This is a genomic window from Ruegeria sp. K3, from assembly GCF_056531845.1.
In genome coordinates this window covers 238,620-263,590 of the sequence record NZ_JBQFMM010000005.1, presented here as the reverse complement: position 1 = coordinate 263,590, position 24,971 = coordinate 238,620, and the positions used below count along the sequence as shown (strand labels likewise).

At 59.3% G+C, this 24,971-nt stretch carries 23 protein-coding genes; 16 read left to right on the top strand and 7 right to left on the bottom strand.

Annotated features, from left to right (window positions below; all coding sequences use genetic code 11):
• Positions 1–23: 23 nt before the first annotated feature.
• Positions 24–1,613 carry an MFS transporter gene (locus ACR0MP_RS11630; RefSeq protein WP_480886870.1) on the bottom strand — a complete coding sequence of 530 codons (1,590 nt, stop codon included), beginning with the start codon at positions 1,611–1,613 and terminating at the stop codon, positions 24–26.
• Between the two features lie 118 nt (positions 1,614–1,731).
• Positions 1,732–2,619, bottom strand: coding sequence for an AEC family transporter (locus ACR0MP_RS11625; protein WP_480886868.1), 888 nt, complete (start codon positions 2,617–2,619; stop codon positions 1,732–1,734).
• 218 nt (positions 2,620–2,837) lie between these two features.
• Between ACR0MP_RS11625 and ACR0MP_RS11620 the strand changes: the two genes are divergently transcribed.
• A complete protein-coding gene (locus ACR0MP_RS11620; RefSeq protein ID WP_170402416.1) occupies positions 2,838–3,647 on the top strand; it encodes a division plane positioning ATPase MipZ in 810 nt (269 codons plus the stop codon).
• Between the two features lie 132 nt (positions 3,648–3,779).
• On the opposite strand, the gene ACR0MP_RS11615 is transcribed toward ACR0MP_RS11620, so the two are convergent.
• Positions 3,780–5,015: an adenylate/guanylate cyclase domain-containing protein gene (locus ACR0MP_RS11615; RefSeq protein ID WP_170392675.1), complete on the bottom strand. Its 1,236-nt coding sequence runs from the start codon at positions 5,013–5,015 to the stop codon at positions 3,780–3,782.
• A 62-nt stretch (positions 5,016–5,077) separates the two neighbouring features.
• On the bottom strand, positions 5,078–5,530 hold the full coding sequence (locus tag ACR0MP_RS11610; RefSeq protein WP_170392676.1) for a MarR family winged helix-turn-helix transcriptional regulator: 453 nt from the start codon (positions 5,528–5,530) through the stop codon (positions 5,078–5,080).
• A gap of 65 nt (positions 5,531–5,595) precedes the next feature.
• Here ACR0MP_RS11610 and ACR0MP_RS11605 point away from each other — a divergent pair, with 65 nt between their 5' ends.
• Both ACR0MP_RS11605 and fahA read left to right on the top strand, forming a co-directional pair.
• Positions 5,596–6,219, top strand: coding sequence for a LysE family translocator (locus ACR0MP_RS11605; RefSeq protein ID WP_170736950.1), 624 nt, complete (start codon positions 5,596–5,598; stop codon positions 6,217–6,219).
• A 22-nt stretch (positions 6,220–6,241) separates the two neighbouring features.
• Entirely contained in the window at positions 6,242–7,501 is a 1,260-nt protein-coding gene (fahA, locus tag ACR0MP_RS11600) for a fumarylacetoacetase (RefSeq protein ID WP_480886866.1), read from the top strand.
• Between the two features lie 20 nt (positions 7,502–7,521).
• Here the strand turns inward: fahA and ACR0MP_RS11595 are convergent, their stop codons facing one another.
• Positions 7,522–8,085, bottom strand: coding sequence for a DUF2585 domain-containing protein (locus ACR0MP_RS11595; protein ID WP_480567474.1), 564 nt, complete (start codon positions 8,083–8,085; stop codon positions 7,522–7,524).
• A 52-nt stretch (positions 8,086–8,137) separates the two neighbouring features.
• Here ACR0MP_RS11595 and ACR0MP_RS11590 point away from each other — a divergent pair, with 52 nt between their 5' ends.
• The 6 genes from ACR0MP_RS11590 (at position 8,138) to ACR0MP_RS11565 (ending at position 12,650) form a co-directional block, all read left to right on the top strand.
• Positions 8,138–9,088: an MBL fold metallo-hydrolase gene (locus ACR0MP_RS11590; RefSeq protein WP_480886864.1), complete on the top strand. Its 951-nt coding sequence runs from the start codon at positions 8,138–8,140 to the stop codon at positions 9,086–9,088.
• Positions 9,089–9,222: 134 nt separating this feature from the next.
• Positions 9,223–10,833: an FAD-dependent oxidoreductase gene (locus ACR0MP_RS11585; RefSeq protein WP_480886861.1), complete on the top strand. Its 1,611-nt coding sequence runs from the start codon at positions 9,223–9,225 to the stop codon at positions 10,831–10,833.
• Between the two features lie 5 nt (positions 10,834–10,838).
• A complete protein-coding gene (locus ACR0MP_RS11580) occupies positions 10,839–11,036 on the top strand; it encodes a DUF2783 domain-containing protein (protein ID WP_170392682.1) in 198 nt (65 codons plus the stop codon).
• Between the two features lie 4 nt (positions 11,037–11,040).
• Positions 11,041–11,583 carry a VOC family protein gene (locus ACR0MP_RS11575; protein WP_170392683.1) on the top strand — a complete coding sequence of 181 codons (543 nt, stop codon included), beginning with the start codon at positions 11,041–11,043 and terminating at the stop codon, positions 11,581–11,583.
• Between the two features lie 7 nt (positions 11,584–11,590).
• Positions 11,591–12,229 carry a maleylacetoacetate isomerase gene (gene maiA / locus ACR0MP_RS11570; RefSeq protein ID WP_170402426.1) on the top strand — a complete coding sequence of 213 codons (639 nt, stop codon included), beginning with the start codon at positions 11,591–11,593 and terminating at the stop codon, positions 12,227–12,229.
• Between the two features lie 88 nt (positions 12,230–12,317).
• Entirely contained in the window at positions 12,318–12,650 is a 333-nt protein-coding gene (locus ACR0MP_RS11565) for a DOPA 4,5-dioxygenase family protein (RefSeq protein WP_170402428.1), read from the top strand.
• On the opposite strand, the gene ACR0MP_RS11560 is transcribed toward ACR0MP_RS11565, so the two are convergent.
• Positions 12,647–14,275 (bottom strand): acyl-CoA synthetase, encoded by a 1,629-nt coding sequence (locus ACR0MP_RS11560; protein ID WP_170402431.1) that lies wholly within the window; start codon positions 14,273–14,275, stop codon positions 12,647–12,649. The genes ACR0MP_RS11565 and ACR0MP_RS11560 overlap by 4 nt on opposite strands.
• 221 nt (positions 14,276–14,496) lie before the next feature.
• Between ACR0MP_RS11560 and ACR0MP_RS11555 the strand changes: the two genes are divergently transcribed.
• Positions 14,497–15,888 (top strand): aminotransferase class III-fold pyridoxal phosphate-dependent enzyme, encoded by a 1,392-nt coding sequence (locus ACR0MP_RS11555; RefSeq protein WP_170402433.1) that lies wholly within the window; start codon positions 14,497–14,499, stop codon positions 15,886–15,888.
• A 241-nt stretch (positions 15,889–16,129) separates the two neighbouring features.
• Complete coding sequence (locus ACR0MP_RS11550; protein ID WP_223116959.1) at positions 16,130–16,555, top strand: GFA family protein; 426 nt, start codon at positions 16,130–16,132, stop codon at positions 16,553–16,555.
• Positions 16,556–16,725: 170 nt separating this feature from the next.
• Here ACR0MP_RS11550 and ACR0MP_RS11545 read toward each other — a convergent pair whose 3' ends face one another.
• Complete coding sequence (locus ACR0MP_RS11545; protein ID WP_480886857.1) at positions 16,726–17,535, bottom strand: CHAP domain-containing protein; 810 nt, start codon at positions 17,533–17,535, stop codon at positions 16,726–16,728.
• Positions 17,536–17,607: 72 nt separating this feature from the next.
• Between ACR0MP_RS11545 and ACR0MP_RS11540 the strand changes: the two genes are divergently transcribed.
• From ACR0MP_RS11540 to ACR0MP_RS11520, 5 genes are all read left to right on the top strand, one after another.
• On the top strand, positions 17,608–18,423 hold the full coding sequence (locus ACR0MP_RS11540; protein WP_170402438.1) for an ABC transporter substrate-binding protein: 816 nt from the start codon (positions 17,608–17,610) through the stop codon (positions 18,421–18,423).
• A 1-nt stretch (position 18,424) separates the two neighbouring features.
• Positions 18,425–19,258 carry an amino acid ABC transporter permease gene (locus tag ACR0MP_RS11535; protein ID WP_010437538.1) on the top strand — a complete coding sequence of 278 codons (834 nt, stop codon included), beginning with the start codon at positions 18,425–18,427 and terminating at the stop codon, positions 19,256–19,258.
• A complete protein-coding gene (locus ACR0MP_RS11530) occupies positions 19,258–19,989 on the top strand; it encodes an amino acid ABC transporter ATP-binding protein (RefSeq protein ID WP_170402441.1) in 732 nt (243 codons plus the stop codon). Before ACR0MP_RS11535 ends, ACR0MP_RS11530 begins: the two co-directional genes overlap by 1 nt.
• A gap of 101 nt (positions 19,990–20,090) precedes the next feature.
• Positions 20,091–21,566: a Y-family DNA polymerase gene (locus ACR0MP_RS11525; protein ID WP_170402444.1), complete on the top strand. Its 1,476-nt coding sequence runs from the start codon at positions 20,091–20,093 to the stop codon at positions 21,564–21,566.
• Positions 21,563–24,910, top strand: a complete 3,348-nt coding sequence (locus tag ACR0MP_RS11520) for an error-prone DNA polymerase (RefSeq protein ID WP_170402447.1) — start codon at positions 21,563–21,565, stop codon at positions 24,908–24,910. Before ACR0MP_RS11525 ends, ACR0MP_RS11520 begins: the two co-directional genes overlap by 4 nt.
• The last annotated feature ends 61 nt before the right edge of the window (positions 24,911–24,971 follow it).

Sequence of the window (24,971 nt, the reverse complement as noted above, 5' to 3'; positions counted from 1 at the left end):
GTCACAAGTGGCCCCACCGACGATCAGTCCCTTGTCAGATCAACCGCGCTGTGCGGTGGAGGCACGGGGCCTCGCAGCATTACGGCAGCCAGGATCATCCCCAAAAGCGCAGCGATAGCGGCGACAAGCATGGCACTGTTAAATGCATCATCCTGCAGATCTCGTAAGGCGCGCGCCAACGCTTCGCCCGTGGTCGGATCAAGCGCCGCTATAAGCTGCTGCACCTGACTGGCGGTGCCATGTGTCAGTGCATGGGCCAGGTCGGCCCGTTGCTCGGACCCGGTGGGCAAGGCGTTGATCACTTCGGTCAGGCCGCGCCGGGTGGTGATCGCTTCAGCCAACCCGCCGACAACCGCACCAAGCGTGGCCCCAAAATAAAGGAACGCATTCACTACGCCCGAGCCCTGCCCCATATGTTCTTCCGGCAACAAGCGCAGCCCGAGACGCGGCAATAACGAAAAACCGATGCCAAGCCCGATCCCGATAATCACCAGCTTCCACCAAATCGCACCCATGCCTGTTGTGTTCGTCGTTGTCGTCAACAGCATGAACCCACAGGTCATGAACCCCATGCCCAGGATCACCGGCCATCGAAAACTGTAAGGTGCAAGAAAACGCGGAGCCACCACAGACACGACGAACATACTGAGGCTCAGCGGCAGGATCGCCACCCCCGCCCCAACAGCGGACAGGCCAAACGCATCTGGCGATTGCACGAAGACGTTGAAATAGACGAAAAAGCTGAACAGCGCGAAGCCGGTAATGAACATCCCTGCCGCCGCCATGAAATAACGGGGGTGGCGGAAGTAGCGCAGCTCGATCAGAGGGTCCGCGCTGCGGCGCGAGGTGATGATCAGTGCAATCACCGCTACAGCCGACACGGCAAGCGGGATCAGGGTCGATCTTGTGGCCCATCCGTGGCTTTCCCCGTTGCTGAGCGCGAAGGATAGCGGGCCAAGCAGCAGGACCAATGCGACTGCACCCGCAAGATCGAACTTTGCGCCTGCAAGACGGGTGTCGGGGACGTAATGCTCTTTGCTGACCCGCAACCCGACCGCAAAGGCCACGATCAGCAGCGCCAGATCGGTGGCAAACACGCCCCGCCAGCTGAGGTAATGCGCAAACGCGCCGCCAACGATCGGACCAACACCAATTGCCAGCCCGACGATCGCGCCCCAGGCACCGGTGACGCTGGCCCGTTGTTCCTCGGGCGTGGCGGCAGTCAGCAGCGAAAGCGAGGTGCCAAACAGCGCTGCCGCCCCGGCACCTTGGGCCCCGCGGCCTGCCAGCAACATGGCTGCATCCTGCGAAAACAACACAAGGGCCGAGCCAAGACCGAACACGATCATTCCAGCAAAGAAGACGCCCATCTTGCCGGTGATATCGCCAAGTCGGCTGACGATGGTGACGAGGGTCGCGCTAACCACCGTATAGATCGCCATCACCCATTGCAGGCTGGAAGGTGACAGATCGAACTCGGCCTTCAGATTTGGCAGGATCGTCGCAACGGCGGTTGTGTTGAAGCCAACAACCATCATGCACAGCGCGGTCATCACCAGAACCAGACGTGCCCCTCCCGCGCCGGATGTGTCCTCAGTGACGTCTTTTGGCATCTGCCTGTCCCCCGTTCAGGAATAGCGCGCTGGCCCTTCGGGCACCGTGTTGTGCCTATTATTAAACGGTTTTTTGCTGATAGATACTGTTTTTAGCGCGCTGCGCGCCCAGCGCCTATTAGATCCAGTAGGACAGCGCCAATGGCAGCACCAGGATCGTGGACAGAGTCGAAACCAGAATGAACCCGGCCACATCGGGTCCGTATTCCGGCGCATGCTGATCGATAAACAAATAGGTCGCGACAGAGGATGGCATCAAACAGCACAGGATCACCGCGCCCCGCTCAGCCCCGGTGAAGCCGAAGCTCCAGACCAACGCGCTGGCAATCACCGCAGCCATCAGAAGGTGCAGCGCTGTCAGCAAAACGGCTCGGCCAAGGCTTTTGATCCGCAGGGTCGCCAGCGTGTGGCCCAGCGTCAGCAACATCAGCGGGATCGAGAGCCCACCCAGAATATCAAAGGATTTGGCCACCGGTTGCGGCAGGCTGGTGCCCGTCGCCATCAACACCAGCGACAGTGCGACCGCGTAAATAATCGGCGAAGTCGCCAGTTTCTTGGGCGAGAATTCTCCGGCCGGAATCCACATGCCGATCGTGAAGATACTGATCAGCACAACCACCACAAATGCCATCGTATAGGCCATACCCGCATCGCCCAGCGCCAAAAGGGTAATGGGCAGGCCGATATTGCCGACATTGCCATGCATCAGTGGCGTCAGAAATGCCCGCACCGGCAGCCGCATCAGTTTGAGCGCGACAAGCCCCAACAGCCCAAAACCTGCAATCGCCAAAGCGGCGGCCATCATGACATCAAGAAAGGTGCCGACCGCAATCTGGGTGGTTGAAAGGTGCGAGATTATTAGCGTCGGATACCCGACCCGCGAGACGATCCCGCCAATAACCTTGTTGTCATAAGGGGCCCTGATCACAGCCAGAGCGTAACCGATTCCAGCGCAAATCAGGACAGGCAGAACCACGTTCAAAACGTTCAGAAACAGATGATCCAATGGCTGCCCTCGATCACAAATCCATAGGATGGACAGTGAAACAGGGGTGTGTGTTTGGCAAGGATTTACCCTAACCCCCAAGTACCAAGCACTTTTCCAATTTGAGGCCTGATAATAGCGCCCAAGACGGCCCGAGGTTCTTCCCTTCCCGGCCTACACAACATATAGTGGCTACCAACAACGTGTAGGCAAACACGGCGGGACTTGGGAATACAGGCATGGCACATATCATTGTGGTCGGGAACGAAAAGGGCGGCGCAGGCAAATCAACCGTGTCGATGCATGTGGCCACTGCATTGGCACGGCTGGGGCACAAGGTCAGCACACTCGATCTTGACCTGCGGCAGCGCAGTCTGGGTCGTTATTTCGAGAACCGCTTGAACTTCCTGAACGGCTCGGACCTGTCTCTGCCCAGCCCACGCCACCACGACCTGCCCGAGATTGACGCCAGCGCTCTGCAACCCGGTGAAAACATCTATGACCACCGCCTTTCGGCCGCCGTGGCCGAACTGGAAAGCGATAGCGATTTCATCCTGATCGACTGCCCCGGTTCGCACACTCGACTCAGCCAGGTTGCACATTCGCTGGCCGATACGCTGATTACACCGCTGAACGACAGTTTCATCGATTTTGACCTGCTGGCGCGGATCGATTCCAAAGGTGAGAGAATCCTTGGCCCCTCAGTCTATTCCGAGATGGTCTGGAATGCCCGCCAACTGCGCGCCCAAGCTGGGCTGAAACCGATCGACTGGGTCGTCGTCCGCAACCGGGTCGGCACCCAGCGCATGGTCAACAAGGAAAAGATGCAACGCGCGATCGAGATGCTGTCACAGCGCATCGGCTTCCGCGTCGCCTCGGGCTTTTCCGAGCGAGTGATTTTCCGCGAGTTGTTCCCGCGCGGACTGACTTTGCTGGACCTCAAGGATATCGGGGTCAAGCAGCTCAATATCTCCAACATCGCCGCACGCCAGGAACTGCGCGACATGATGAAGGAACTGAGCTTGCCGGGTGTTGAGATCGATTTCTGAGCGACCACAGCTCGAATTACCCAACATATCCGCCCAAGACCCCGGAAAATTTAAAAGTTTCCGGATCGATTTCATTCTATGAAATCGTGCGCAGCAGCAGTCGCACGCGTTGGCACAGGTGTCAGTGATCGGTTAGCCCGCCGTTCTGTAAATCGTAAACAGCTCTTTCGGCTCTGCCACGCCCCGCAACATATAGCGACCGACCGAGATCAGATCCTGATCGCAGGGATGGGCCGCGCGGGCTACATCGTCGGAAATCAGGATGCGCTGCCCCAGCGACCGATGCATCCCCGCAATTCTGGACGTCTGGTTGACCGCCGGACCAATTACCGTGAAATCCAGCCGACTTTCGGAGCCGATGTTTCCATAGAGGATCTCACCAGAGTGCAATGCCAGCGTATAGTTCGAAACCGGTTGCCCCCGTGAACTCCGCTGAGTGTTCAATTCGGCCATGCGCTCTTGCAGCATGGTCGCCGCAGCCAGCGCGGCGCGGGCATCGGCATCGATCTCGCCGACATCAAACATCGCCATGACACCGTCGCCCATGAACTTCAGGATGTTGCCTTCGCATTGATGAACAACATCGACCACCACACCCAGGTAGTCATTCAGCATATCTATGACTTCGATCCCTGGCATCTCTTCCGACAGGCTGGTGAACCCTTCCAGATCGAAGTTCCAGATCACCGCATCAATCTGCTGCAGTGACCCGCGACGGATTTCACCGGACAAGACCCGACGACCGGCATCGCGCCCCAGATAAACCCGCATCAAATCTTTCGACACCCGCGCGTTCGAGGCTGACTTCAGAGCCAGCCCCAGATGCGGTAGCGCCGTATTGATCACATCCAGATCATCGTCGCAGAATCCTTCCGGCGCATTGCTGGACCAGGACATCAAGACGCCGTCGATTGCCTCTTTCGCATCATAGGGATTGCGTTGAGCCGGCACATCAAAGCTGATGCCAGTCGCGTAATAGTCCGTGGCTCCGTTTTCCCGCAACTCGTTTAGCAGAGGAAAGCGGCTGGGTTCGTTCTGGTCGACCAGCCGTTCACGGATAGCATCGATATCTTCGTGCAATACGGCATATAGCGGACTTTGTGTCCAAACTTCACTGGGCTCTTCGGAATACTCGAAGGTTTCCAGATTACTTCCTTTGCTGCGGTACCAGCTATAGCCCGTTCCGCCATAGACGGGATGCAAGGCCGGTTGCGCCGCATGAAAGCGCATCAAGGGAACACCAAGATCAACCAAACGGGTGCAATACCCGTCCAAAAGTTCTTGTTTGTCGGCCCCTTCCAGGCCACGGGTCACCAACCAATCTATCAGATCATGGGATTTTGCCGTTGGGGAATCCGGCGCTGTCATGTGTCGTTCCTGTGTCCGTTATGACGTTGATCTGGGGGCAGCTGTACCGGATTACCAGTACCCTAATCCATTCCGGCCAGACGTCGCAGCATCATGCGCAGCAAAGCGGCCTCACCCGTGGTGAAACGCGATGCCAGTTTCTGATCATAATCCTGCGCGATACCGCTTAACTCGCGATAAACCTTTTGGCCAGCCGAGGTCAGCGATAGCCGCTCAACCCGCCGGTCATTTTCATCCCGCAACCTTTGCAAATATCGGCGCTGTTGCAATCGGCTGACCGCACGGCTGACCTTGGTTTTGTGGATTTTGGCACGCTCAACAATGTCGCGTGCGGTCATCTCACCATGATTGCCAAGATGAAACAGCACCCGCCATTCGGTGCGCAGCATTCCGTAGCGATCCTTGTAAACGCGCTGAAACTCAAGCGAACTTTCCTCGGCCGCCTGATTCAACAGGAACGGCAGGAAATTTCGCAAATCAAACTCATCTTTTTGGTCATTTTTAGGCTGGGTCATCCTTGTTAGTTACAAAATCAACTATTATTCGACAAGTGACAAGTTGAAGGATCACCGGAGACGAGATGAGTTTTGATATCTGGATCACCTATGTGGCGACGGTGTTGCTGCTGATGAGCACACCGGGGCCAAGCCAGTTGCTGATGCTGTCGAACTCGGCAACCAATGGGCTGCGGCGAGGTTTTTTTACCGCTGCGGGTGATTTGACGGCCAATTTCTTTCAAATGTTGGCCGCCGGTCTGGGTCTGGCTGCCCTGATCGCCACGTCCGGGACCGCCTTTACCGTGATCAAGTGGTTGGGCGTGGCCTATCTGGTCTATCTCGGCGTCAAGCAAATCGTGAAGGCACGCGTTGCCGAAACCAACGATGCGCCACGTGCCAGCCGCAAGGCGCTCTGGATGCAGGGCTTCATCACCTCTGCCGCGAATCCCAAGGCGGTGGTGTTCTTCGCCGCTCTGTTTCCGCTGTTCATCGATGGCGCGCTGCCATTCTGGCCGCAATTCGCCATCCTCTCGGCCACATATCTGATCATAGACGGGTTGTTTCTGATGGCCTATGGCTCCACTGCCAGTTGGCTGGCCCGGCGCCTGCAGGGGCCGGCAAGACTTTGGCTCGACCGGATCGGTGGCAGCTTCATGATATTGGCGGCAGCCCTGCTGGGCTTCAAATCCCTGCGCGCCGCCTCGTAACCGAAAGACATAAGGACGCAATATGCCTTTGAAGAAATCCTGGGTCGCATCAGCCAATTCCGCCGACCACCCCTTCCCGCTGAACAACCTGCCTTATGGCGTGTTCTCGACCGAAACCACCGAGCCCCGCTGCGGCGTTGCCATCGGCGACATGATCTTCGACATGACTGCTGCCGAAGCTGATGGATTAATCGCGCTTTCGGATGAGCCGCTGTTCGATCTGCCCTTCTGGAATCCGCTGATGGAAGAAGGCCCTGCCGTATGGGCTGCATTGCGCGACCGCCTATCTACGCTATTGGCTGAAGATTCGGACGAACAGCACAAGATTGAAGGTCTGCTGATCCCGCAGGACGAGGCCGAGATGCACATGCCCTTTGCCGTCAGCGAGTACACCGATTTCTACGCGGGCCGCCACCATGCCCAGAACGTGGGCACCATGTTCCGCGGCCCGGAAAACGCGTTGCCGCCGAACTGGCTGCACATCCCCATTGGCTATAACGGCCGCGCGTCGTCTGTTGTCGTTTCAGGCACGGATATCCGTCGCCCCTGGGGTCAGTTGAAATCGCCCGATCAGGACCTGCCTGCTTTCCTGCCCAGCCGTCGATTTGATATCGAACTAGAGATGGGTGCAATCGTGGGCACACCGTCTGACGGCCCAATTTCAGTGCAGGAAGCCGATGACAACATCTTTGGCTATGTCCTGCTAAACGACTGGTCCGCACGCGATATTCAGGCCTGGGAATACCAGCCGCTGGGGCCATTTCAGGCCAAGGCGACCGCGACCTCGATCAGCCCGTGGATCGTGACCAAAGCGGCGCTGGAACCGTTCCGCTGCGATACGCCCGATCGTGAGTTTGCCCTGCTGGACCACCTGAAGGATTGCGGCCCGATGCTCTATGACATCGATTTGGCCGTGACGATGGCGCCCGAGAATAAAGACGCCACGACCATCGCACGAACCAATTATCACGAGATGTACTACTCGGCGGCGCAGCAGTTAGCGCATCACTCGACGTCTGGGTGTCCGATGAACACGGGCGACCTGTTGGGGTCCGGCACCATTTCGGGGCCGAACAAGCCAGAGCGCGGATCACTTCTGGAACTCAGCTGGGGCGGGAAAGAGCCACTGACGCTGGACACAGGCGAGACCCGCACCTTCATCGAGAACGGCGACACGCTGACCCTGACCGGCGCAGCCAAGGGCGACGGCTATACCATCGGGTTCGGCGATTGCACCGGCACTGTGCTGCCCGCACTCGAAAATCCATTCGCCAGAGATTGATGCAGGTCCAGTCCGCATATTCAGAGCGCGCTCTGCCAGTCCTTAACGGCCTCGATGGGATAAAGCAGCATCAGCACGTTCAGCGTCAGACCATCGCGGATCAGCGTGGTGGTCAGGATCTCGAATCCCAGCGCAATGGTGACCGTCATCCAGATCGGCAGGCGACGCGCCAACCAGAACCCCAGCATCATCGCGCCAATATCGGCGATCGAGTTGACGACACTGTCGCCGTAGTAATCCAGCGAGATCGTAACCGCGCGGTAATGTTCGATCACGGCATTGGTGTTCTCGGAAATCTCCCACGCGACTTCGATCAGGGTAGCGATGAACAACCGCCAGCCAACGGCAAGGCGGCGCGCCACCAGCCACAGAAGGCCGTAGAAAAGGAAACCATGAATGATGTGGCTGGGCGTGTACCAATCGGTCAGATGCTGCGAGCTTTCGGAACTGAAGGTTTCACCATGCCACAGCTTGACAAAACCGCATTTGCAAATCGGTTCGCGCCCCATCCACAGCAGGATGATGGCACAGGCGATGACAACACAAGCGGTTGCCCAATAAGGCAAAAATCGACGTTCAAACATATGGCGACAACATCATCAAAGCCAGTCGCTGTCCAGAAGGGAAATCACTGATATGGCCAAGGCATTTGCGTCCCAGGGGGACATGTCGGAAAAGAAAATCAGCTTCACCGAGGTGGGCGAAGGGCTGTATGCCTTCACCGCCGAGGGCGATCCAAACTCGGGCGTGATCATCGGCGATGACAGCGTGATGATTGTCGAGGCGCAGGCGACGCCGCGTCTGGCCAACAAAGTGATCGAATGCGTGCGGTCGGTGACTGACAAGCCGATCACCCATGTGGCGCTGACGCATTACCACGCGGTTCGTGTGCTGGGCGCCAGCGCTTTTGGCGCGCAACAGATTCTGATGTCGGATATGGCGCGGGCCATGGTTGTTGAGCGTGGTCAGGAAGACTGGGACAGTGAATTCCAACGCTTCCCCCGCTTGTTTGAAGGGCATGAGAGCATCCCCGGCCTCACATGGCCCACCACCACCTTCAGCGACACGATGACCGTTTATCTGGGCAACCGCCGGATCGACCTGATGCATCTGGGCCGCGCCCATACGGCAGGCGATATCGTCATCCACGTGCCAGATCAGAACGTTATGTTCACGGGCGACATCGTCGAATACCACTCGGCCTGCTATTGCGGCGACGGGCATTTCGGCGATTGGGGCGACACGCTGGATGAGATCAAGTGGTTCGACGTGGACGCTATCGCTCCGGGGCGCGGCGACGCTCTGGTCGGTAAAGACATGGTCAATGCGGCCATCGAAAACACCCGCGATTTCGTGGAAAGCACCTACCGCCCGGCAGCAAAGGTCGCGGCGCGTGGCGGTTCGCTGAAAGAAGCATGGGACGCGGTCCGCGCCGAATGCGATCCGAAATTCGCCGACTATGCGATCTATGAACACTGCCTGCCGTTCAATGTTGCCCGCGCCTATGACGAGGCGCGCGGCATCGACACGCCCCGGGTCTGGACCGCCCAGCGCGATCTGGAGATGTGGGAGGCCCTGCAGGGCTAAGAATTCCGGGCCGAATTTGATCCAGATCGTGGCGGCCCGGATTTGACGGTGAAACTCTAACGCAAGCCCTCCGGCGCAACCGTGCCGGAGAACAGATGAGGTGCGCCCGATGCGCCAGAAATGGGAGAGAGAGAGTGAACAAGATTTTTGAAGTTCCACTTTATGCCTACGAGGCCAGCCCGGACCAATCCGCGCCCGCGCCCGTGCGCCACAAGGTCATCGTTGTCGGGGCTGGTCCGGTGGGTCTGGCCGCCGCCATCGATCTGGCCCAGCAAGGGGTCGAGGTGCTGGTGCTGGACGACAACGACAAGGTCAGCTTCGGCAGCCGCGCCATCTGTTTTGCCAAACGTCCGCTGGAAATTCTTGATCGACTGGGCTGCGGGCAGCCGATGGTGGACAAGGGCGTTCTCTGGAACAAAGGCAAGGTATTCTTCGACGAGCGTCAGGTTTATGAGTTCGACCTGCAGCCCGACAGCGGCGATAAGCGCCCGGCCTTCATCAACCTGCAGCAATACTATTTCGAGCAGTTTCTGGTCGACCGCGTCCGCGAATTGCAAGCGCATGGCGCGCCGATCGAAATCCGGGGCCGCAACAAGGTCGAAGCCGTTGGAACCCACCCCGATCACGTCAAGCTTGAGGTCGAAACGCCTGAGGGTTCATACACCATCGAGGCGGATTGGGTCATCGCCTGCGACGGCGCGGGCTCACCCATGCGCGCAATGATGGGTAAGGATTTTGTCGGCCGCGTGTTCGAAGACAACTTCCTGATCGCTGATGTGATTATGGAGGCCGATTTCCCCTCGGAACGCTGGTTCTGGTTCGATCCGCCGTTCAACAAAGGCCAATCTGCGTTGCTGCATAAACAACCCGATGGCGTCTGGCGCATCGATCTGCAGCTGGGATGGGATATCGACAAGGAACGCGAAAAGCGCCCGGAAAACGTGATCCCGCGCCTCAAGGCCATGCTGGGCGAGGAGGTAAATTTCGAGCTGGAATGGGTCAGCATCTACACCTTCCAGTGCCGCCGGATGGAGCAATTCCGCCATGGCCGCGTGATCTTTGCCGGTGACAGTGCCCATCAGGTCAGCCCGTTTGGCGCACGGGGCGCAAACTCGGGCGTGCAGGATACCGACAACCTGTGCTGGAAACTGAAACTGGTGATCGATGGCAGCGCACCTGAATCTTTGCTGGACAGCTACGATCAGGAACGCATTCACGGTGCGGACGAAAACATCCTGAACTCGACCCGCTCGACCGATTTCATCACCCCGAAATCGCAGATGTCCCGCATCCTGCGCGACGCGGTGCTGGACTTGAGCGAGCACTATGACTTCGCCCGCCCGATGGTAAATTCTGGCCGCTTGAGCGTACCTTGCGTCTATGACGGCTCGTCGCTGAATTCGGCGGATGCGTTGAACGGGCCGACGCAGACGCGTCCCGGAGCGTCCTGTCCCGATGCGCCTTTGGGTGATGGCTTTCTACTGCCTAAACTGGCTGGACAGTTCACGCTGCTGACCATCGACGCCGATGCACCAGATGAGATCGAGGTCGATGGCATCATCGTCAAACGCCTGGCACTCTCGGTCAAAGACGACCCGACCCTGACGCTGAAGCGCCGCTATCTGGGCGATGCCAGCGGAGCGGTCTATCTGATCCGTCCCGATCAGCACGTGGCCGCCCGCCGCGACACCTACGAAGAAAATGCATTCCGGCACGCGGTGCGCCGCGCCACAGGCAAGGAGTAAGCGACATGGCTGATCTGATCCTCTCATCCAATCTGACCCAGGCAGACGATTTCTATGCCGATCTGGTGGCCGCCCATGAAGGGCTTGAGAAAGCCGAAAGCGATGCGTTCAACGCGCGCCTTGTGCTGGTTCTTGCAAACCACATCGGCGACAACGCGGTGCTGAAGCAGGCGTTGGACGCCGCAGCCCTGAAACAGGAGTAAGCCCATGAAAATCGAACAGATTCACCACGTCGCCTATCGCTGCAAGGACGCGAAAGAGACCGTTGAATGGTATGGCAAGATGCTGAACATGGATTTCATTCTGGCGATTGCCGAAGACCATGTGCCCTCCACCCATGAACCTGATCCCTACATGCACCTGTTTCTGGATGCCGGAAATGGCAATGTGCTGGCGTTTTTTGAGCTGCCTACCAAGCCGGAAATGGGGCGCGATCCCAACACGCCGATTTGGGTGCAGCACATCGCATTCAAGGTGAAGGACCGTGATGAGCTGATCGCATTCAAGGACCATCTCGAAGCCAACGGCGTCGAGGTTCTGGGTGTCACGGATCATTCGATCTTTCATTCGATCTATTTCTTCGATCCGAACGGTCACCGGGTGGAACTGGCTTGCCCCGACCCCGAGGAAGAGGCCATGCTGGCCCGGCTGGATTCGGTCAAATGGGATATGCTCGAAGAATGGTCGCGCACCAAACGAGCCCCTCAGCATGCCGACTGGCTGCATGCCAAGGAACTAAGCAAAGGCTAACCATCGTATGTCCGAAGTGGTTCTGTTTGATTACTGGCGTTCGTCCGCCAGTTACCGGGTGCGGATTGCACTGAATCTGGCTGGGATCACCTACCGCCCGGTCGTCGTGGATCTGGTGAACGGGGCGCATCGCGCCCCGGATCATTTGGACCGCAACCCGCAAGGTCTGGTCCCGGTGCTGGATATCGATGGGGTTCGGTTGACCCAATCGCTGGCGATCATCGATTATCTGGATGAGACCCGCGAACTGGGTCTGCTGCCAACCGATCCGGCCAAGCGAGCCGCGGCGCGGGCATTGGCGCACAGTATCGCGGTGGATATCCATCCGGTCTGCAATCTGTCGGTTGCCAAACATGCCACCGCGCTCACCCAAGGTGCAGGCGACATGCCCGGCGACTGGATGCGTCACTTCATCCGGCCGGGTCTGCTCGCGTTTGAATCGCTGCTGGGCGGCTTTGATCAATCCCCGTTCTGCACCGGTGAAACGCCGGGTCTGGCCGATATCTGCCTGATACCACAGCTTTATAATGCGCGCCGGTGGGAAGTTGATCTATCCGATATGCCACGCCTGACAGCAGTCGAGGCCGTCTGCGCCGAGCATTCGGCCTTTGCCGCAGCCCATCCTGACCTGCACGCTCCGCTCTGAACCGGCGCACAGAGTCTGTGTGGCGGTGCGGGTGCACAAATCCTCGCGCCGTCCTTAGGTTTCTATGCAACTACAGATGGAGAACCCCATGCCCAAGATCACCGGCTACCACGCCCATGTCTATTTCGACGCCGACACTCAGGACACGGCACGGCAGGTCTGTGAAGAGGCCGCGCGTCTGTTTCCCGCTGTCCAGATGGGCCACATGCATGCGCGCAATGTTGGCCCGCATCCGCGATGGAGTTGCCAGCTGGGCTTTCCAGCCGAAGCCTTTGATCAGGTCTTTCCCTGGCTGATCCTGAACCGGCAAGGGCTGACCATCTTTACGCATCCAGAAACCGGCGATCACTTGGCTGATCACCGGGATCGCGCTATCTGGATGGGCGAGATGCTGCCACTTGATCTGTCGATCTTCGATTAAGCCAATTCACGCGCCCGGTCGCGCAGGATGAACTTCTGAATCTTCCCCGTCGACGTCTTGGGCAACGCCCCAAACACAACCGTCTTGGGTGCTTTGAAATGGGCCATATGATCCCGGCAGAAAGCGATGATCTCCGCCTCATTCGCCTCTGCCTGCGGTTTCAATTCAACAAATGCACACGGCGTTTCACCCCATTTCTCATCCGGGCGGGCCACCACCGCTGCCTCCATAACAGCCGGGTGTTTATAAAGCGTATCCTCAACCTCGACCGATGAAATATTCTCGCCGCCCGAGATGATGATGTCCTTGGACCGATCCTTCAGCGCGATGTAGCCATCCGGGTGCATCACGCCCAGATCGCCCGAGGCAAACCACCCGCCTTTGAAGGCTTTGTCGGTCGCCTCGGCGTTCTTGAGATAGCCCTTCATGACAATGTTGCCCTGCATGAATATCTCACCCATGGTTTCGCCATCCGAGGGCACAGGCTCCATGGTTTCCGGGTCTGCGACCATCAAGCCAGACAATGCCACGTATTTCACACCCTGACGCACCTTGAGCGCGGCGCGGTCCTCTGCACCCTTGTCGTTCCATTCGTCCTTCCAGGCGCAGACGACGGATGGACCATAAGTCTCGGTCAACCCATAGACATGGGTAACCTCGACACCCATCCCTTCCATCGCTTCGATCACCTTGGCCGGCGGTGGAGCGCCAGCGGTCATCGCCTTAATCTGCTGCGTGAAATCCTTGAGGTGATCCGGTGCATTGGCCAGCATGTTCAGCACGATCGGCGCGCCGCAGAAATGAGTTACGCCCTCTTCTCGGAAGGCGCGATAGATCGGTTCGTCCCGTACGGCGCGCAGGCAGACGGAGGTGCCCGCATTGGCCGCCATCGTCCACGGAAAGCACCAGCCGTTGCAGTGGAACATCGGCAAGGTCCACAGATAGACCGAATGCTGCGGCATCCCCCATGTCAGAATGTTCGACGTCGCGTTCAGCGCCGCGCCGCGGTGGTGATAGACTACACCCTTGGGGTTGCCGGTGGTGCCCGAGGTATAGTTCAGCGTGATCGCATCCCATTCGTCTTCGGGCAAAGACCAGTCGAACTCCGGATCACCCTCGGCCAGCAGACCCTCATAGGTCAGATCTCCCAATCGCTCGCCACCGTCAATACTGGCGTCTTCGATGTCGATCACCAGAATGTTGTGATCCACCTGTCCTAACGCCTGTTTCACGACGCCTGAAAACTCGGGATCGACCAGCAGAACCTTGGCTTCGGCATGGTTCAGAATGAAGGCGATGATCGGCGCATCCAACCGCGTGTTGATCGCGTTCAGCACCGCCCCTGCCATGGGCACGCCAAAATGCGCCTCATACAGCTCGGGGATATTGGCCGCGATGATCGAGACTGTATCGCCCACGCCTACGCCATGCGTAGTCAGCGCGCTGGCCAGACGTCGGCTCCGCGCATAGGTTTCTGCCCAGCTATACCGGCGCTCGCCATACACAACGGATGGGTAATCCGGATACACTGCCGCCGTCCGCTCAAGATAGCTCAGCGGAGACAACGGCGTGAAATTCGCCGGGGTTTTATCCAGATGTTGCTGGTAGATAGGTGTGGCTGTCATCCGGCGATCCTCCCAAACTCGTCAGATTGTCGTATTGAGCACAAAGTTTACGTCATAACAAACCCGTATTAATACGCGTTTGAGCTACACTGGAGATATCCTATGGGCTAATCTGGCCCTACTTCACGCGCACCATTCGCGTTGATCTGCAGTATCACGTCACTTTGCGCCCGCCGGGACCTACTGATTCCCCGCGCGCCCCACTTTTGAAAGGACATGTCATGGACGGCACGTTCAACGAAAACGATCTTTCCCGCGTCGTCGAAGCCGACCGCGCCCACCTCTGGCATCACCTGATCCAGCACAAGCCGTTTGAGACCAACGATCCCCGTATCATTGTCGAAGGCAAAGGCATGCGCGTGTGGGACCAAAAGGGCAAAGAGCACTTGGATGCCGTATCAGGCGGTGTCTGGACCGTGAACGTGGGCTATGGCCGCGAATCTATCTGTAAGGCGGTTTATGACCAGCTGATGAAGCTGTGCTACTTCGCCAACACCGCAGGCTCGATCCCCGGTTCGAATTTCGCGGAAATGCTGATCGAAAAGATGCCGGGCATGAGCCGCGTGTACTACACCAACTCAGGTTCTGAGGCGAACGAGAAGGCATTCAAGATGATCCGCCAGATCGCGCACAAGAAATATGGCGGCAAGAAAACCAAGATCCTGTATCGCGACCGCGACTATCACGGCTCCACCCTGGCGACCATGTCGGCAGGTGGTCAGGACGAGCGCACCGCGCAGTACGGTCCCTTTGCACCCGATTTCGTGCGCGTGCCTCACTGCATGGAGTACCGCAAGCACGAGCTGGACGGCGCACCTGAAGAGAACTTTGGCGAATGGGCTGCAGATCAGATCGAAGAGGTCATCCTGCGCGAAGGCCCCGACACCGTTGGCGCCCTGTGCCTTGAGCCCGTGACCGCAGGCGGTGGCGTCATCGAAGCGCCTGAAGGCTATTGGCCCCGCGTGCAGGAGATCTGCAAGAAATACGACATCCTGCTGCACATTGACGAGGTTGTCTGCGGCGTAGGTCGGACCGGCACGTGGTTCGGCTATCAGCAGTACGGCATCAAGCCGGACTTCGTGACCATGGCCAAGGGCGTTGCCTCGGGTTATGCCGCGATCGCCTGCATGGTCACCACCGAGGAAGTCTTTGACATGTTCAAAGACGACGCGGCAGACCCGATGAACTATTTCCGTGATATCTCGACCTTTGGCGGCTGCACTGCCGGTCCGGCGGCAGCGGTTGAAAACATGCGCATCATTCAGGATGAAAACCTGCTGCAGAACTGCGTCGACATGGGTGATCGCATGATGGGCAACCTGCAGGCGCTGATGGAAAAGCACAAAGTCATCGGCGACGTGCGCGGCAAGGGTCTGTTCCTTGGCGCCGAGCTAGTAACCGATCGGACCACCAAGGATCCGATGGACGAAAAGCGCGTTCAGGCCGTTGTCGCAGATTGTATGGCGCAGGGCGTCATCATCGGTGCCACCAACCGCTCGATCCCCAGCCGCAACAACACGCTGTGCTTCTCACCGGCGCTGATCGCGACAGCGGACGACATCGATCAGATCACCGACGCCGTAGACGGCGCGCTGGGGCGTGTGTTCGGCTGATCTAGGCAACGAACTACCATTGAACCACATGAAACCCGCCAAATTTCGGCGGGTTTCTTTTCATGAGGACATCAGCCAAGCGTATGAGCTGATGCCAAAGATACTCAATTTTCATTCAAATGGCGGGAAAGAGTCCAAATTGGCCCTGAGCGCCGACGTTTTCTGCTGATGAAACGTCCCAAAATATCCATCTCAAAACTTACCTGCGTCCTATGTTTCAGGAGTTTGGGAGGGAAATCGAATGGCGACGCACGGGTATTGTCTGTGTAAAAGAACGAGCTGGGCCTACCAGGGCAGTCAAACATGGGCATGCTATTGCCACTGCGATGATTGCCGTCGGAATTGTGCCGCGCCGGTGGTTGCCTGGTTAGGCGTGCCGATAGAGAACTTTGAGTGGACCGGCGATAAACCCGGCACTTATGAAAGTTCCAAAGGCGTTTTCAGGCACTTTTGCGGGACGTGCGGATCACCTATTGGATTTGAAGCCGATCATTATCCGGGTGGTATGCACCTTTACGCAGCGTCGCTCGAAAACCCGGAAGATTTCAAACCGACTTTTCACGTCAACAAGCAAAGCAAATTGCCTTGGCTGCAAATGACTGATGATCTCGACGCGTTTGAAGGCACATTGCTACACACCCCTAACGACCCAGACGGATATCGTTAGATGAGGAAGCCACCTGGTTTTCAAGTGGCTGCTTTGCGCTGCCCTGCAGTCATTGATCATGTGTCAATGTAAACATACCCGCCACCGAACACACGCGCACGGATGACAGCGGCACGTCGGACGCTCGGCTTCACCGTACCAGCTACCGGCCGGGGCGCGGAGAGCTCAGATTACTCACCAAAATTCGGATAGATAAACCCGTTCACCGGGTACGAACTGCCGTAACTGCCCGGCCGGCTTTCAACCCGGACAAGCGTCCAATCATTGTTTTTGGACACGTCCCTCACGCCCATCTGCAACGACACCTTATTCCGGAGCCAGTTTGCGTGGTTCACAATGACTTCCCGCTCGGTGACAATATCGGACACGACAGCCACATGTCCCAGGGGCATCCCTCTGGTGGCCCGAAACGACATCACCGCACCGACCTCCGGTTCATTACCCCGGTCAAACCCATTGCGGGCCTTGCCCCACCAATCCTTGGCGTTGCCACGAATTTCGATGCCGCTGAGATTTCGTGCGTAGGGCACGCACCACACTCTTTGTCCCAGCGCATGTTTTCTTGAGACCTCTTGCAACGCCATGGCCTGACGTTCGGGATCCAAGTCCACCTCATTCGGATTTTTGGCACAGGCCGAGATCAGACTGAAAAGTCCCAAAACAACGGCAATTCGCGCGACGCCGGGCAGGCGCGACCAGATCGTATCAGTATTGCGTGCGTTGTACTGCAAGAAGGTTCTTTGCCGGTTTGAGTGGTGAAGCAGTTTTAATAATATCTTTAGGAAAAAGAAAAGAGCCCAGCTGCTCCCCGGCAGAATATTGCCAGTTCCTGCGCCGCATTCCGGCCGTTGGCCGAGCGTGCGGTCACTTATGCAACAGGTTTCCTCCCTGTGCCGTCCCTGGGATTCCTGGCAGGCCAAGAGGCCGGCACAAGGCATCGGACACATGAACGCCAACCCGTCCCGCAGGTCGACGATCAAGCATCCGCTGGACAGTCGGGTTAGGCAGAATTACTTTGACCGCAACCCAATCCAACAGGAGGTTTGTATCGGATGTCCAAGACACTCTCGATCGCGGCAACTTCAATTCTGTTTTTGTCAACAGCGGCCTATGCGCAAGAACAATGCGCTGCTGGCAAAACGCTGACAGACGGCAAATTCACCATCGCAACGGGCAACCCGGCCTACTATCCGTGGGTGATCGACGACGCGCCAGAAAGCGGCGAAGGGTTCGAGGCAGCCGTTGCTTATGCCGTGGCTGAAGAAATGGGGTTCGCAGCTGATGATGTCGTTTGGGTCCGCTCGTCCTTCGACGAGGCGATCCAGCCCGGCGCCAAGGAATTTGACGTCAACATGCAGCAATATTCGATCACGCCTGAACGGGATCAGGTGGTCGATTTCTCTACCCCTTACTACACCGCCCCGATGGCAGTTCTGGTCAGCCCCAATTCGACCGACACTGCCCCGACGCTTGAAGCGCTGAAAGGCCTGCAATGGGGGGCCGTTGGCTCGACCACGGCGGTGCCGAAACTGGCAAGCATCATCCAGCCCGACAGCGACCCGTTGCTGTATGGCGACAATGCTGACGTTAACGCTGCCATGTCGGCCAACCAGATTGATGCGGCCCTGTTCGATCTGCCCACCGCCCTGTTCCTCAGCGCGGTGATGATCGAAGGCTCAAAGGTCATCGGTCAGTTCCCGGCGGATGAAAATGACAATCCGGATCATTTCGGCATGCTGATGGAAGAAGGCAACCCTCTGAAAGCCTGCGTGGACGAGGCGCTGGCGGCACTGGCAGCTAACGGCAAACTGGCCGAAATCGAAGCCGTATGGCTGCAGGACACCACTGGTGTCCCTCTGATCAAGTAACATGGCAGATCATAAGGCGGCGGGGATGACCCGCCGCGAACGGTATGAGGCGCACCAACGTCGACGCTCGTTGGTGATCGCCACGATTAGCACGGTCACTGTTGTGGCCGCGATCTACTTTCTGGTGCCGCTCGCGCCGGGCTGGTCGAAGGTTCAGCAAAGCTTTTTTAACGGCGAGACGCTTGTCAAAACCTTCCCGAAACTGCTTGAGGCGTTTCGGATCAACGTGATGATCTTTTTGTGGTCCGCACCGGCGATCGCCGTGCTTGGCCTGTTGATTGCCTTGGCGCGGGATGCCAAATCCCCCGCCCTGTTTCCGCTGCGCATCTTTGGCGCGGCGTTCACCGACATTTTCCGCGGCGTGCCAGTGATCCTGACGGTCTATCTGATCGGCTTCGGCATTCCGGGGCTCGGCCTGCCGCGCCCGTGGAATTCGCCTTACATATGGGGCTCGCTGGCGCTGATCCTGACTTACTCGGCCTATGTGGCTGAAATCTTCCGCTCAGGCATCGACAGCGTCCACCACAGCCAGCGCGCCGCCGCATTGTCGCTGGGTCTGTCGGAACGGCAAGTGATGCGCGACGTGGTGTTGCCGCAGGCGATCCGCAACGTGGTGCCCTCACAGATGAACATGCTGATTGCGCTGCAAAAGGATGTCTCTCTGCTCAGCTTTATCGGCCCGGTCGAGATCTTCCGTCAGGCGGGGGTATTCAAATCGCTACTGGCGAATTTCACCCCCTATGTGGGGGCCGCGATCATCTTCCTGATCGTCACCATCCCCGCCACACGCTACGCCGATCACCTGATGGCCCGCCAAATGCGAGAGAGGCGCTGATGCCCAAACTGGAACTTCAGGGCGTGGTGAAACGCTTTGGCGACCGCACGGTCTGTGAAGGGATTAATCTCACCGTTGATGAGGGCCAAATGGTTTGCTTAATCGGCGCATCCGGGTCGGGCAAGTCGACTCTGCTGCGTTGTATCAACCTGCTGGAACCCATCGAAGACGGCGCGATCTTTCTGGATGGCGAGGATATCTCGATCCCTGGTCTGAACCCGCAATCGGTGCGTGCCCGGATCGGGATCGTGTTCCAGAGCTTCAACCTGTTTCCGCATATGACCGCGCTTGAGAATGTCATGCTCGCGCCCCGCCGGGTGCGTGGGCTGACGCGCGCTGAATTGCAGCCCGAGGTCGAAGCGCTGTTTGCCCGGTTCGGACTGGCCGACCGGATGCACAACTATCCCGACCAATTGTCGGGCGGGCAGCAGCAGCGCGTCGCCATCGTACGCGCCTTGGCCATGCAGCCTGAGGTCATGCTGTTTGATGAAATCACCTCGGCCCTCGATCCCCAACTTGTGGGCGAGGTGCTGGATGTTCTGCTGATGCTTAAGAAACAGGGCATGACGATGATGATGGCCACGCATGAAATGGGCTTTGCCCGCGAGGCCGCCGACAAGATCTGTTTCCTCGACAGCGGTCGGATCATCGAAGAAGGCCCGCCCGAAGCGGTGTTTGACCACCCTTCGCACCAGACCACACAAGCCTTTTTGGCGCGGGCGTTGAAGTAAGCGCCTGGGTTCTGAATCCCTGACAATCTGACCCTCAAGGACTCGACTCTTTGAGGGTAAAGAACATATAAGAACAAATGTAGAACATTTGGGGGTTTTATATGTTCGGCGGGATGCAGCGCCGCATCGTTTCACTCTGGTTTCCCCGGCTGGCAAGTGACCGGGCTTTGCGTGTGCGCCCGGTCGATGGGCCGTTTGTTCTGACGCTGAAACAGAACAATGCAAACCGGGTGTATTGCCTGAATGTACAGGCCCAGCGGCAGGGCCTGCACAGCGGCATGCCCTATTCCGATGCCCGCGCCTTTTGCCCCGATCTGCAAAGCCATCCCGCCGACCCGCAAGGAGATCAACGGTTTCTGCACGCCCTGCGCCGCTGGGCCACGCGCTATTGCCCCTGGGTCGGGCTGGAAGGTGAGGATGGGCTGGTTCTGGACATCACAGGATCGGCGCATCTTGCGGGCGGGGAAGAGATGATGCTGACCGACATGCGCAGGCGTCTGGCCCGGGCCGGGCTGACGGTGCAGATCGGTCTGGCCCCGACACGCGGCGCGGCCTGGGCCTTGGCACATTATGGCGAGGGGGTCGCAACCCAAGATACGCTGAAGGCCATCCGCGCCCTGCCGGTGGCCGCGCTGCGGCTGGATGAGGATACCTCGGTCGCGCTGCAACGGCTGGGACTGCGCCGGATTGGCGAACTGGCGCAAACCCCGCGCGCGCCGCTGACACGCCGCTTTGGCCCCGAGGTACTGATGCGGCTGGATCAGGCCTTGGGGGATCAGCCCGAACAGATTACCCCGCTGGCCGATCCGCCCCATTACGGCGTGCGCATGACCCTGCCCGAGCCCATTGGGCTGTTGTCCGACATGATGGCCGGGGCGGAACGGCTGCTGGAACGGCTCTGCGACAAGCTGAAAGCGCAGGAGATGGGCGCGCGCAAGCTGTGCATGACCTTGCGCCGGGTGGATCAGGATCATCAGCAGGTCGAACTGCGGCTGGCCCGGCCTCTGCGTGATCCATATCGCATCCTGCCCCTGTTCGAGCGTGGACTGGCCGAGGTGGATGCAGGCTTTGGCGTCGATCAACTGCGGCTCGAGGCCACGCTGGTGGAACCCCTGCCGGTGCGCCAGATCAGCCGCGCCGCAAGCCGGGGCAAAGATCAACTGGATGACCTGATCACCCGCATCGGCACCCGCATCGGGTTGGAACAGGTCCACCGCCTGCTGCCCGCGCAAAGCCATATCCCCGAACGCAGCTTCATCATCTCGCCCGCCGCCTATTCCGACCCTGCAGGCGGTTGGGTCGCCCTGCGCCCTCGCCCCCTGCAGCTGTTTCCGCCGGAACCCATCGCCGGATCAGGCCCACACCCGCCGCGCCGCTTTCGCTGGCGGCGCATGTCGCTGACCACAGGCCGCTCAACCGGCCCCGAACGCATCTGCCCCGAATGGTGGCTGGAGGATGAGAACTGGCGCACGGGCCTGCGCGATTACTGGCAGATTGAAACCCGGCAGGGGCGGCGATTGTGGCTGTATTACACCCCGCAAAATCCGGGATGGTTCGTGCATGGGGAATTCGCATGACCAAACCGAACCCGCCCAGCTCACACGCGCAGGACCCTGGCTATGCCGAGCTGGGCGTGACCACCAATTTCACCTTCCTGACCGGGGCCTCGCACCCAGAAGAGCTGGTGACCCGCGCGGCAGAGCTGGGCCTGAAGGCCATCGCGATCACCGACCGGAACTCTCTGGCCGGGGTGGTCCGGGGCTGGAGCGCGTTGAAAGAACTGCGGCGCGAGGCGGAAGGCGCAGTTCAAATCCGCTCGCAACACCGGCTCGATTCCTCATCCCGGCAAGAGGTCGGGCATGTGCAGCCGATCGACAAACCAGATGTGCCCGCTCTGCCCAAGCTGATCGTCGGCTGCCGTCTGGTTCTGCGCGACAGCGCGGTGCACTGGCTGGCCCTGCCCCGCGACCGCGCCGCCTATCAGCGGCTGACTCGGCTGCTGACGCTGGGCAAGCGACGGGCCGAGAAAGGCGACTGTCATCTGGACCTGCAGGACATGCTGGCGGCCTGTCAGGGGATGATCCTAATCGCGCTGCCTCAGGCAGGGTTGAAACAGGCCATCCCCGACATTCAGACCGTCCGGCGGCAGTTCCCCAATGCGGTGTTTCTGGGGGCCGTGCCGCGTTATGACGGCAGTGACCGGGCCTATCTGGCGGCCTGTGCGCAGGCGGCGCTGCGGGCCTCGGCCCCCATGGTGGCGGTAGGCGATGTGCTGATGCACCGTGGCAACCGCCGCCAACTGGCCGATGTGCTGACCTGCATGCGCGAACACATCACGATTGACCAGATCGGCACCCGCGCCCTGCCCAATGCGGAACGGCGGCTAAAAAGCTATGCGGATATGGCCCGGCTGTTTCAGGACCACCCCGGCGCGCTGCGCCGCACACTGGAAATCGCCGACCGCTGCAGCTTTGACCTGAGCGAGCTGTCTTATGAATACCCCGACGAGATCGCCAGTACCGAGACCCCGCTGGCGCGACTGGAACGTCTGGCGCGCGAGGGGTTGAAACGGCGCTATCCGGGTGGCCCACCCGAGCGTGCGCTGCAATTGATGCAGAAAGAGCTGGCGCTGGTCGCGGATCTGGATTTCCCGACCTATTTCCTGACCGTGCATGACATTGTGCAATTCGCCCGCTCGCAAGGCATTCTGTGTCAGGGGCGCGGCTCGGCCGCCAATTCGATCCTGTGTTATCTGCTGGGCATCACCGATGTCAGCCCCGACATGATCGCCATGGTGTTCGAGCGTTTTGTCTCGAAATACCGGGGTGAGCCGCCGGATATCGATGTGGATTTCGAACACGAGCGGCGCGAAGAGGTGATCCAATGGATTTACGAGCAATATGGCCGCCACCGCGCGGGCCTCTGTGCCACGGTCATCCATTTCCGATCTCGCGCGGCAATCCGCGAGGTGGGCAAGGTGATGGGCCTGTCTCAGGACGTGACCGCGGGCCTGTCCGGCCAGATCTGGGGGATGAGCAATGGCGGCGTTGATGCCGAGCGGCTGCAGGAACTGGGCCTCGACCTCAAAGACCGGCGCCTGATGCAGACGGTTCGCCTGATTGGCGAGATCATCGGCTTCCCCCGCCACCTGTCGCAGCATGTGGGCGGGTTCGTCATCACCAAAGGGCGGCTGGATGAGCTATGCCCGATCGAAAACGCCGCGATGGAAGACCGCACCGTGATCGAATGGGACAAGGATGACATCGACGCGCTTGGCATTCTGAAGGTGGATGTATTGGGGCTGGGGATGCTCAGCTGTATCCGCAAGGCGTTTGACCTGATGCAACAGCACAACAGCGAAACCCTCAGCATCGCCACCGTCCCGCAAGAGGACACGGCGACCTACGACATGCTCTGCGCCGCTGATGCGGTGGGCGTGTTTCAGGTCGAAAGCCGGGCGCAGATGAATTTCCTGCCCCGGATGAGGCCGCGCGAATTCTACGATCTGGTGATCGAGGTTGCCATCGTCCGCCCCGGCCCCATTCAGGGCGATATGGTGCAGCCCTATATCCGGCGGCGCAACGGGCTGGAAAAGTCCGAACCCTTCGGCCCCGCTTTGGAAGAGGTGACACGGCGCACGCTGGGCGTGCCGCTGTTTCAGGAACAGGCCCTGCAAATCGCCGTGGTTGGTGCAGGGTTTTCGGCGGAAGAGGCCGACCACCTGCGCCGCTCGCTGGCCTCGTTCCGGCGCATGGGGACCATTGGCACATATCGTGACAAGTTCATCGCGGGGATGCTGAACAACGGCTATACGCCCGAGGTCGCCGACCGCTGCTTTGGCCAGATCGAAGGCTTTGCCGATTACGGCTTTCCCGAAAGCCATGCGGCGGCTTTTGCGATGCTGGCCTATGTCTCGGCCTGGATGAAATGCCACCACCCGGCGATCTTTGCCTGCGCGCTGCTGAATTCACAGCCCATGGGGTTTTATGCCCCCGCCCAGATCGTGCGCGACGCGCGCGAGCATGGGGTCGAGATCCGCCCAGTCTGCGTAAACGCCTCGACCTGGGACAATCTGCTGGAACGCCGCGCCGATGGGGCGCTGGCCCTGCGGCTGGGCTTTCGCCAGATCAAAGGGTTCAAGCAGGAGGACGCAGATTGGATCGTGGCTGCGCGGGGCAATGGCTATCCGGACCCCGAAACGCTGTGGCTGCGCGCAGGGCTGCGCCCGGATGTTCTGACCCGTCTGGCCGAGGCAGATGCGTTCTCCGGCATGGACCTGACCCGGCGCGACGCCCTGTGGCATGTCAAAGCCATCCGCAGCCGAACCGCCCTGCCGCTGTTCAATGACCCTATCGATGGCGAAAGCATCAATGAGCCGCAGGTCAACCTGCCGGTGATGCATCTGGGCGAGGAGGTTGTCGAAGACTACGTCTCGACCCGTCTGACCCTACGCTCGCACCCGATGGAGCTGTTGCGCCCATCCATCCCCGGCCTTGTGCCGCATGCCACGCTGCAGGACATCCCGCTGGGCCGCTACAGCGTCTGCGGGCTGGTGATCACACGCCAACGGCCGGGAACCGCCTCGGGCGTGATCTTTCTGACGCTTGAAGATGAAACCGGGGTCAGCAATGTGGTTGTCTGGCCCAAGGTCTATGAACGCTTTCGCCGCATCGTGATGGGCGGGCGGTTGCTGCAGGTCCGCGGGTATCTGCAGCGCGAGGGGATCGTCGTGCATCTGATCGCGCAGGAAATCACCGATATGTCGCATAAACTGTCCGAGCTTGGGCATCCGCTGGATGAGGCCATCGGCATCACCCAACCGCAAGCGGATGACACCCCGCGCGCCCGGCAGAACGGCCCAAGCGCCCGCCATCCGCGCGAACAGGCCAAGCGTCTGTTCCCAAGCCGGGATTTTCACTAGAACCCGCGCCAGCATAAGGCCAGTTTCAAAGAAACATCTGGCTAACGTGATCCGGTCACCT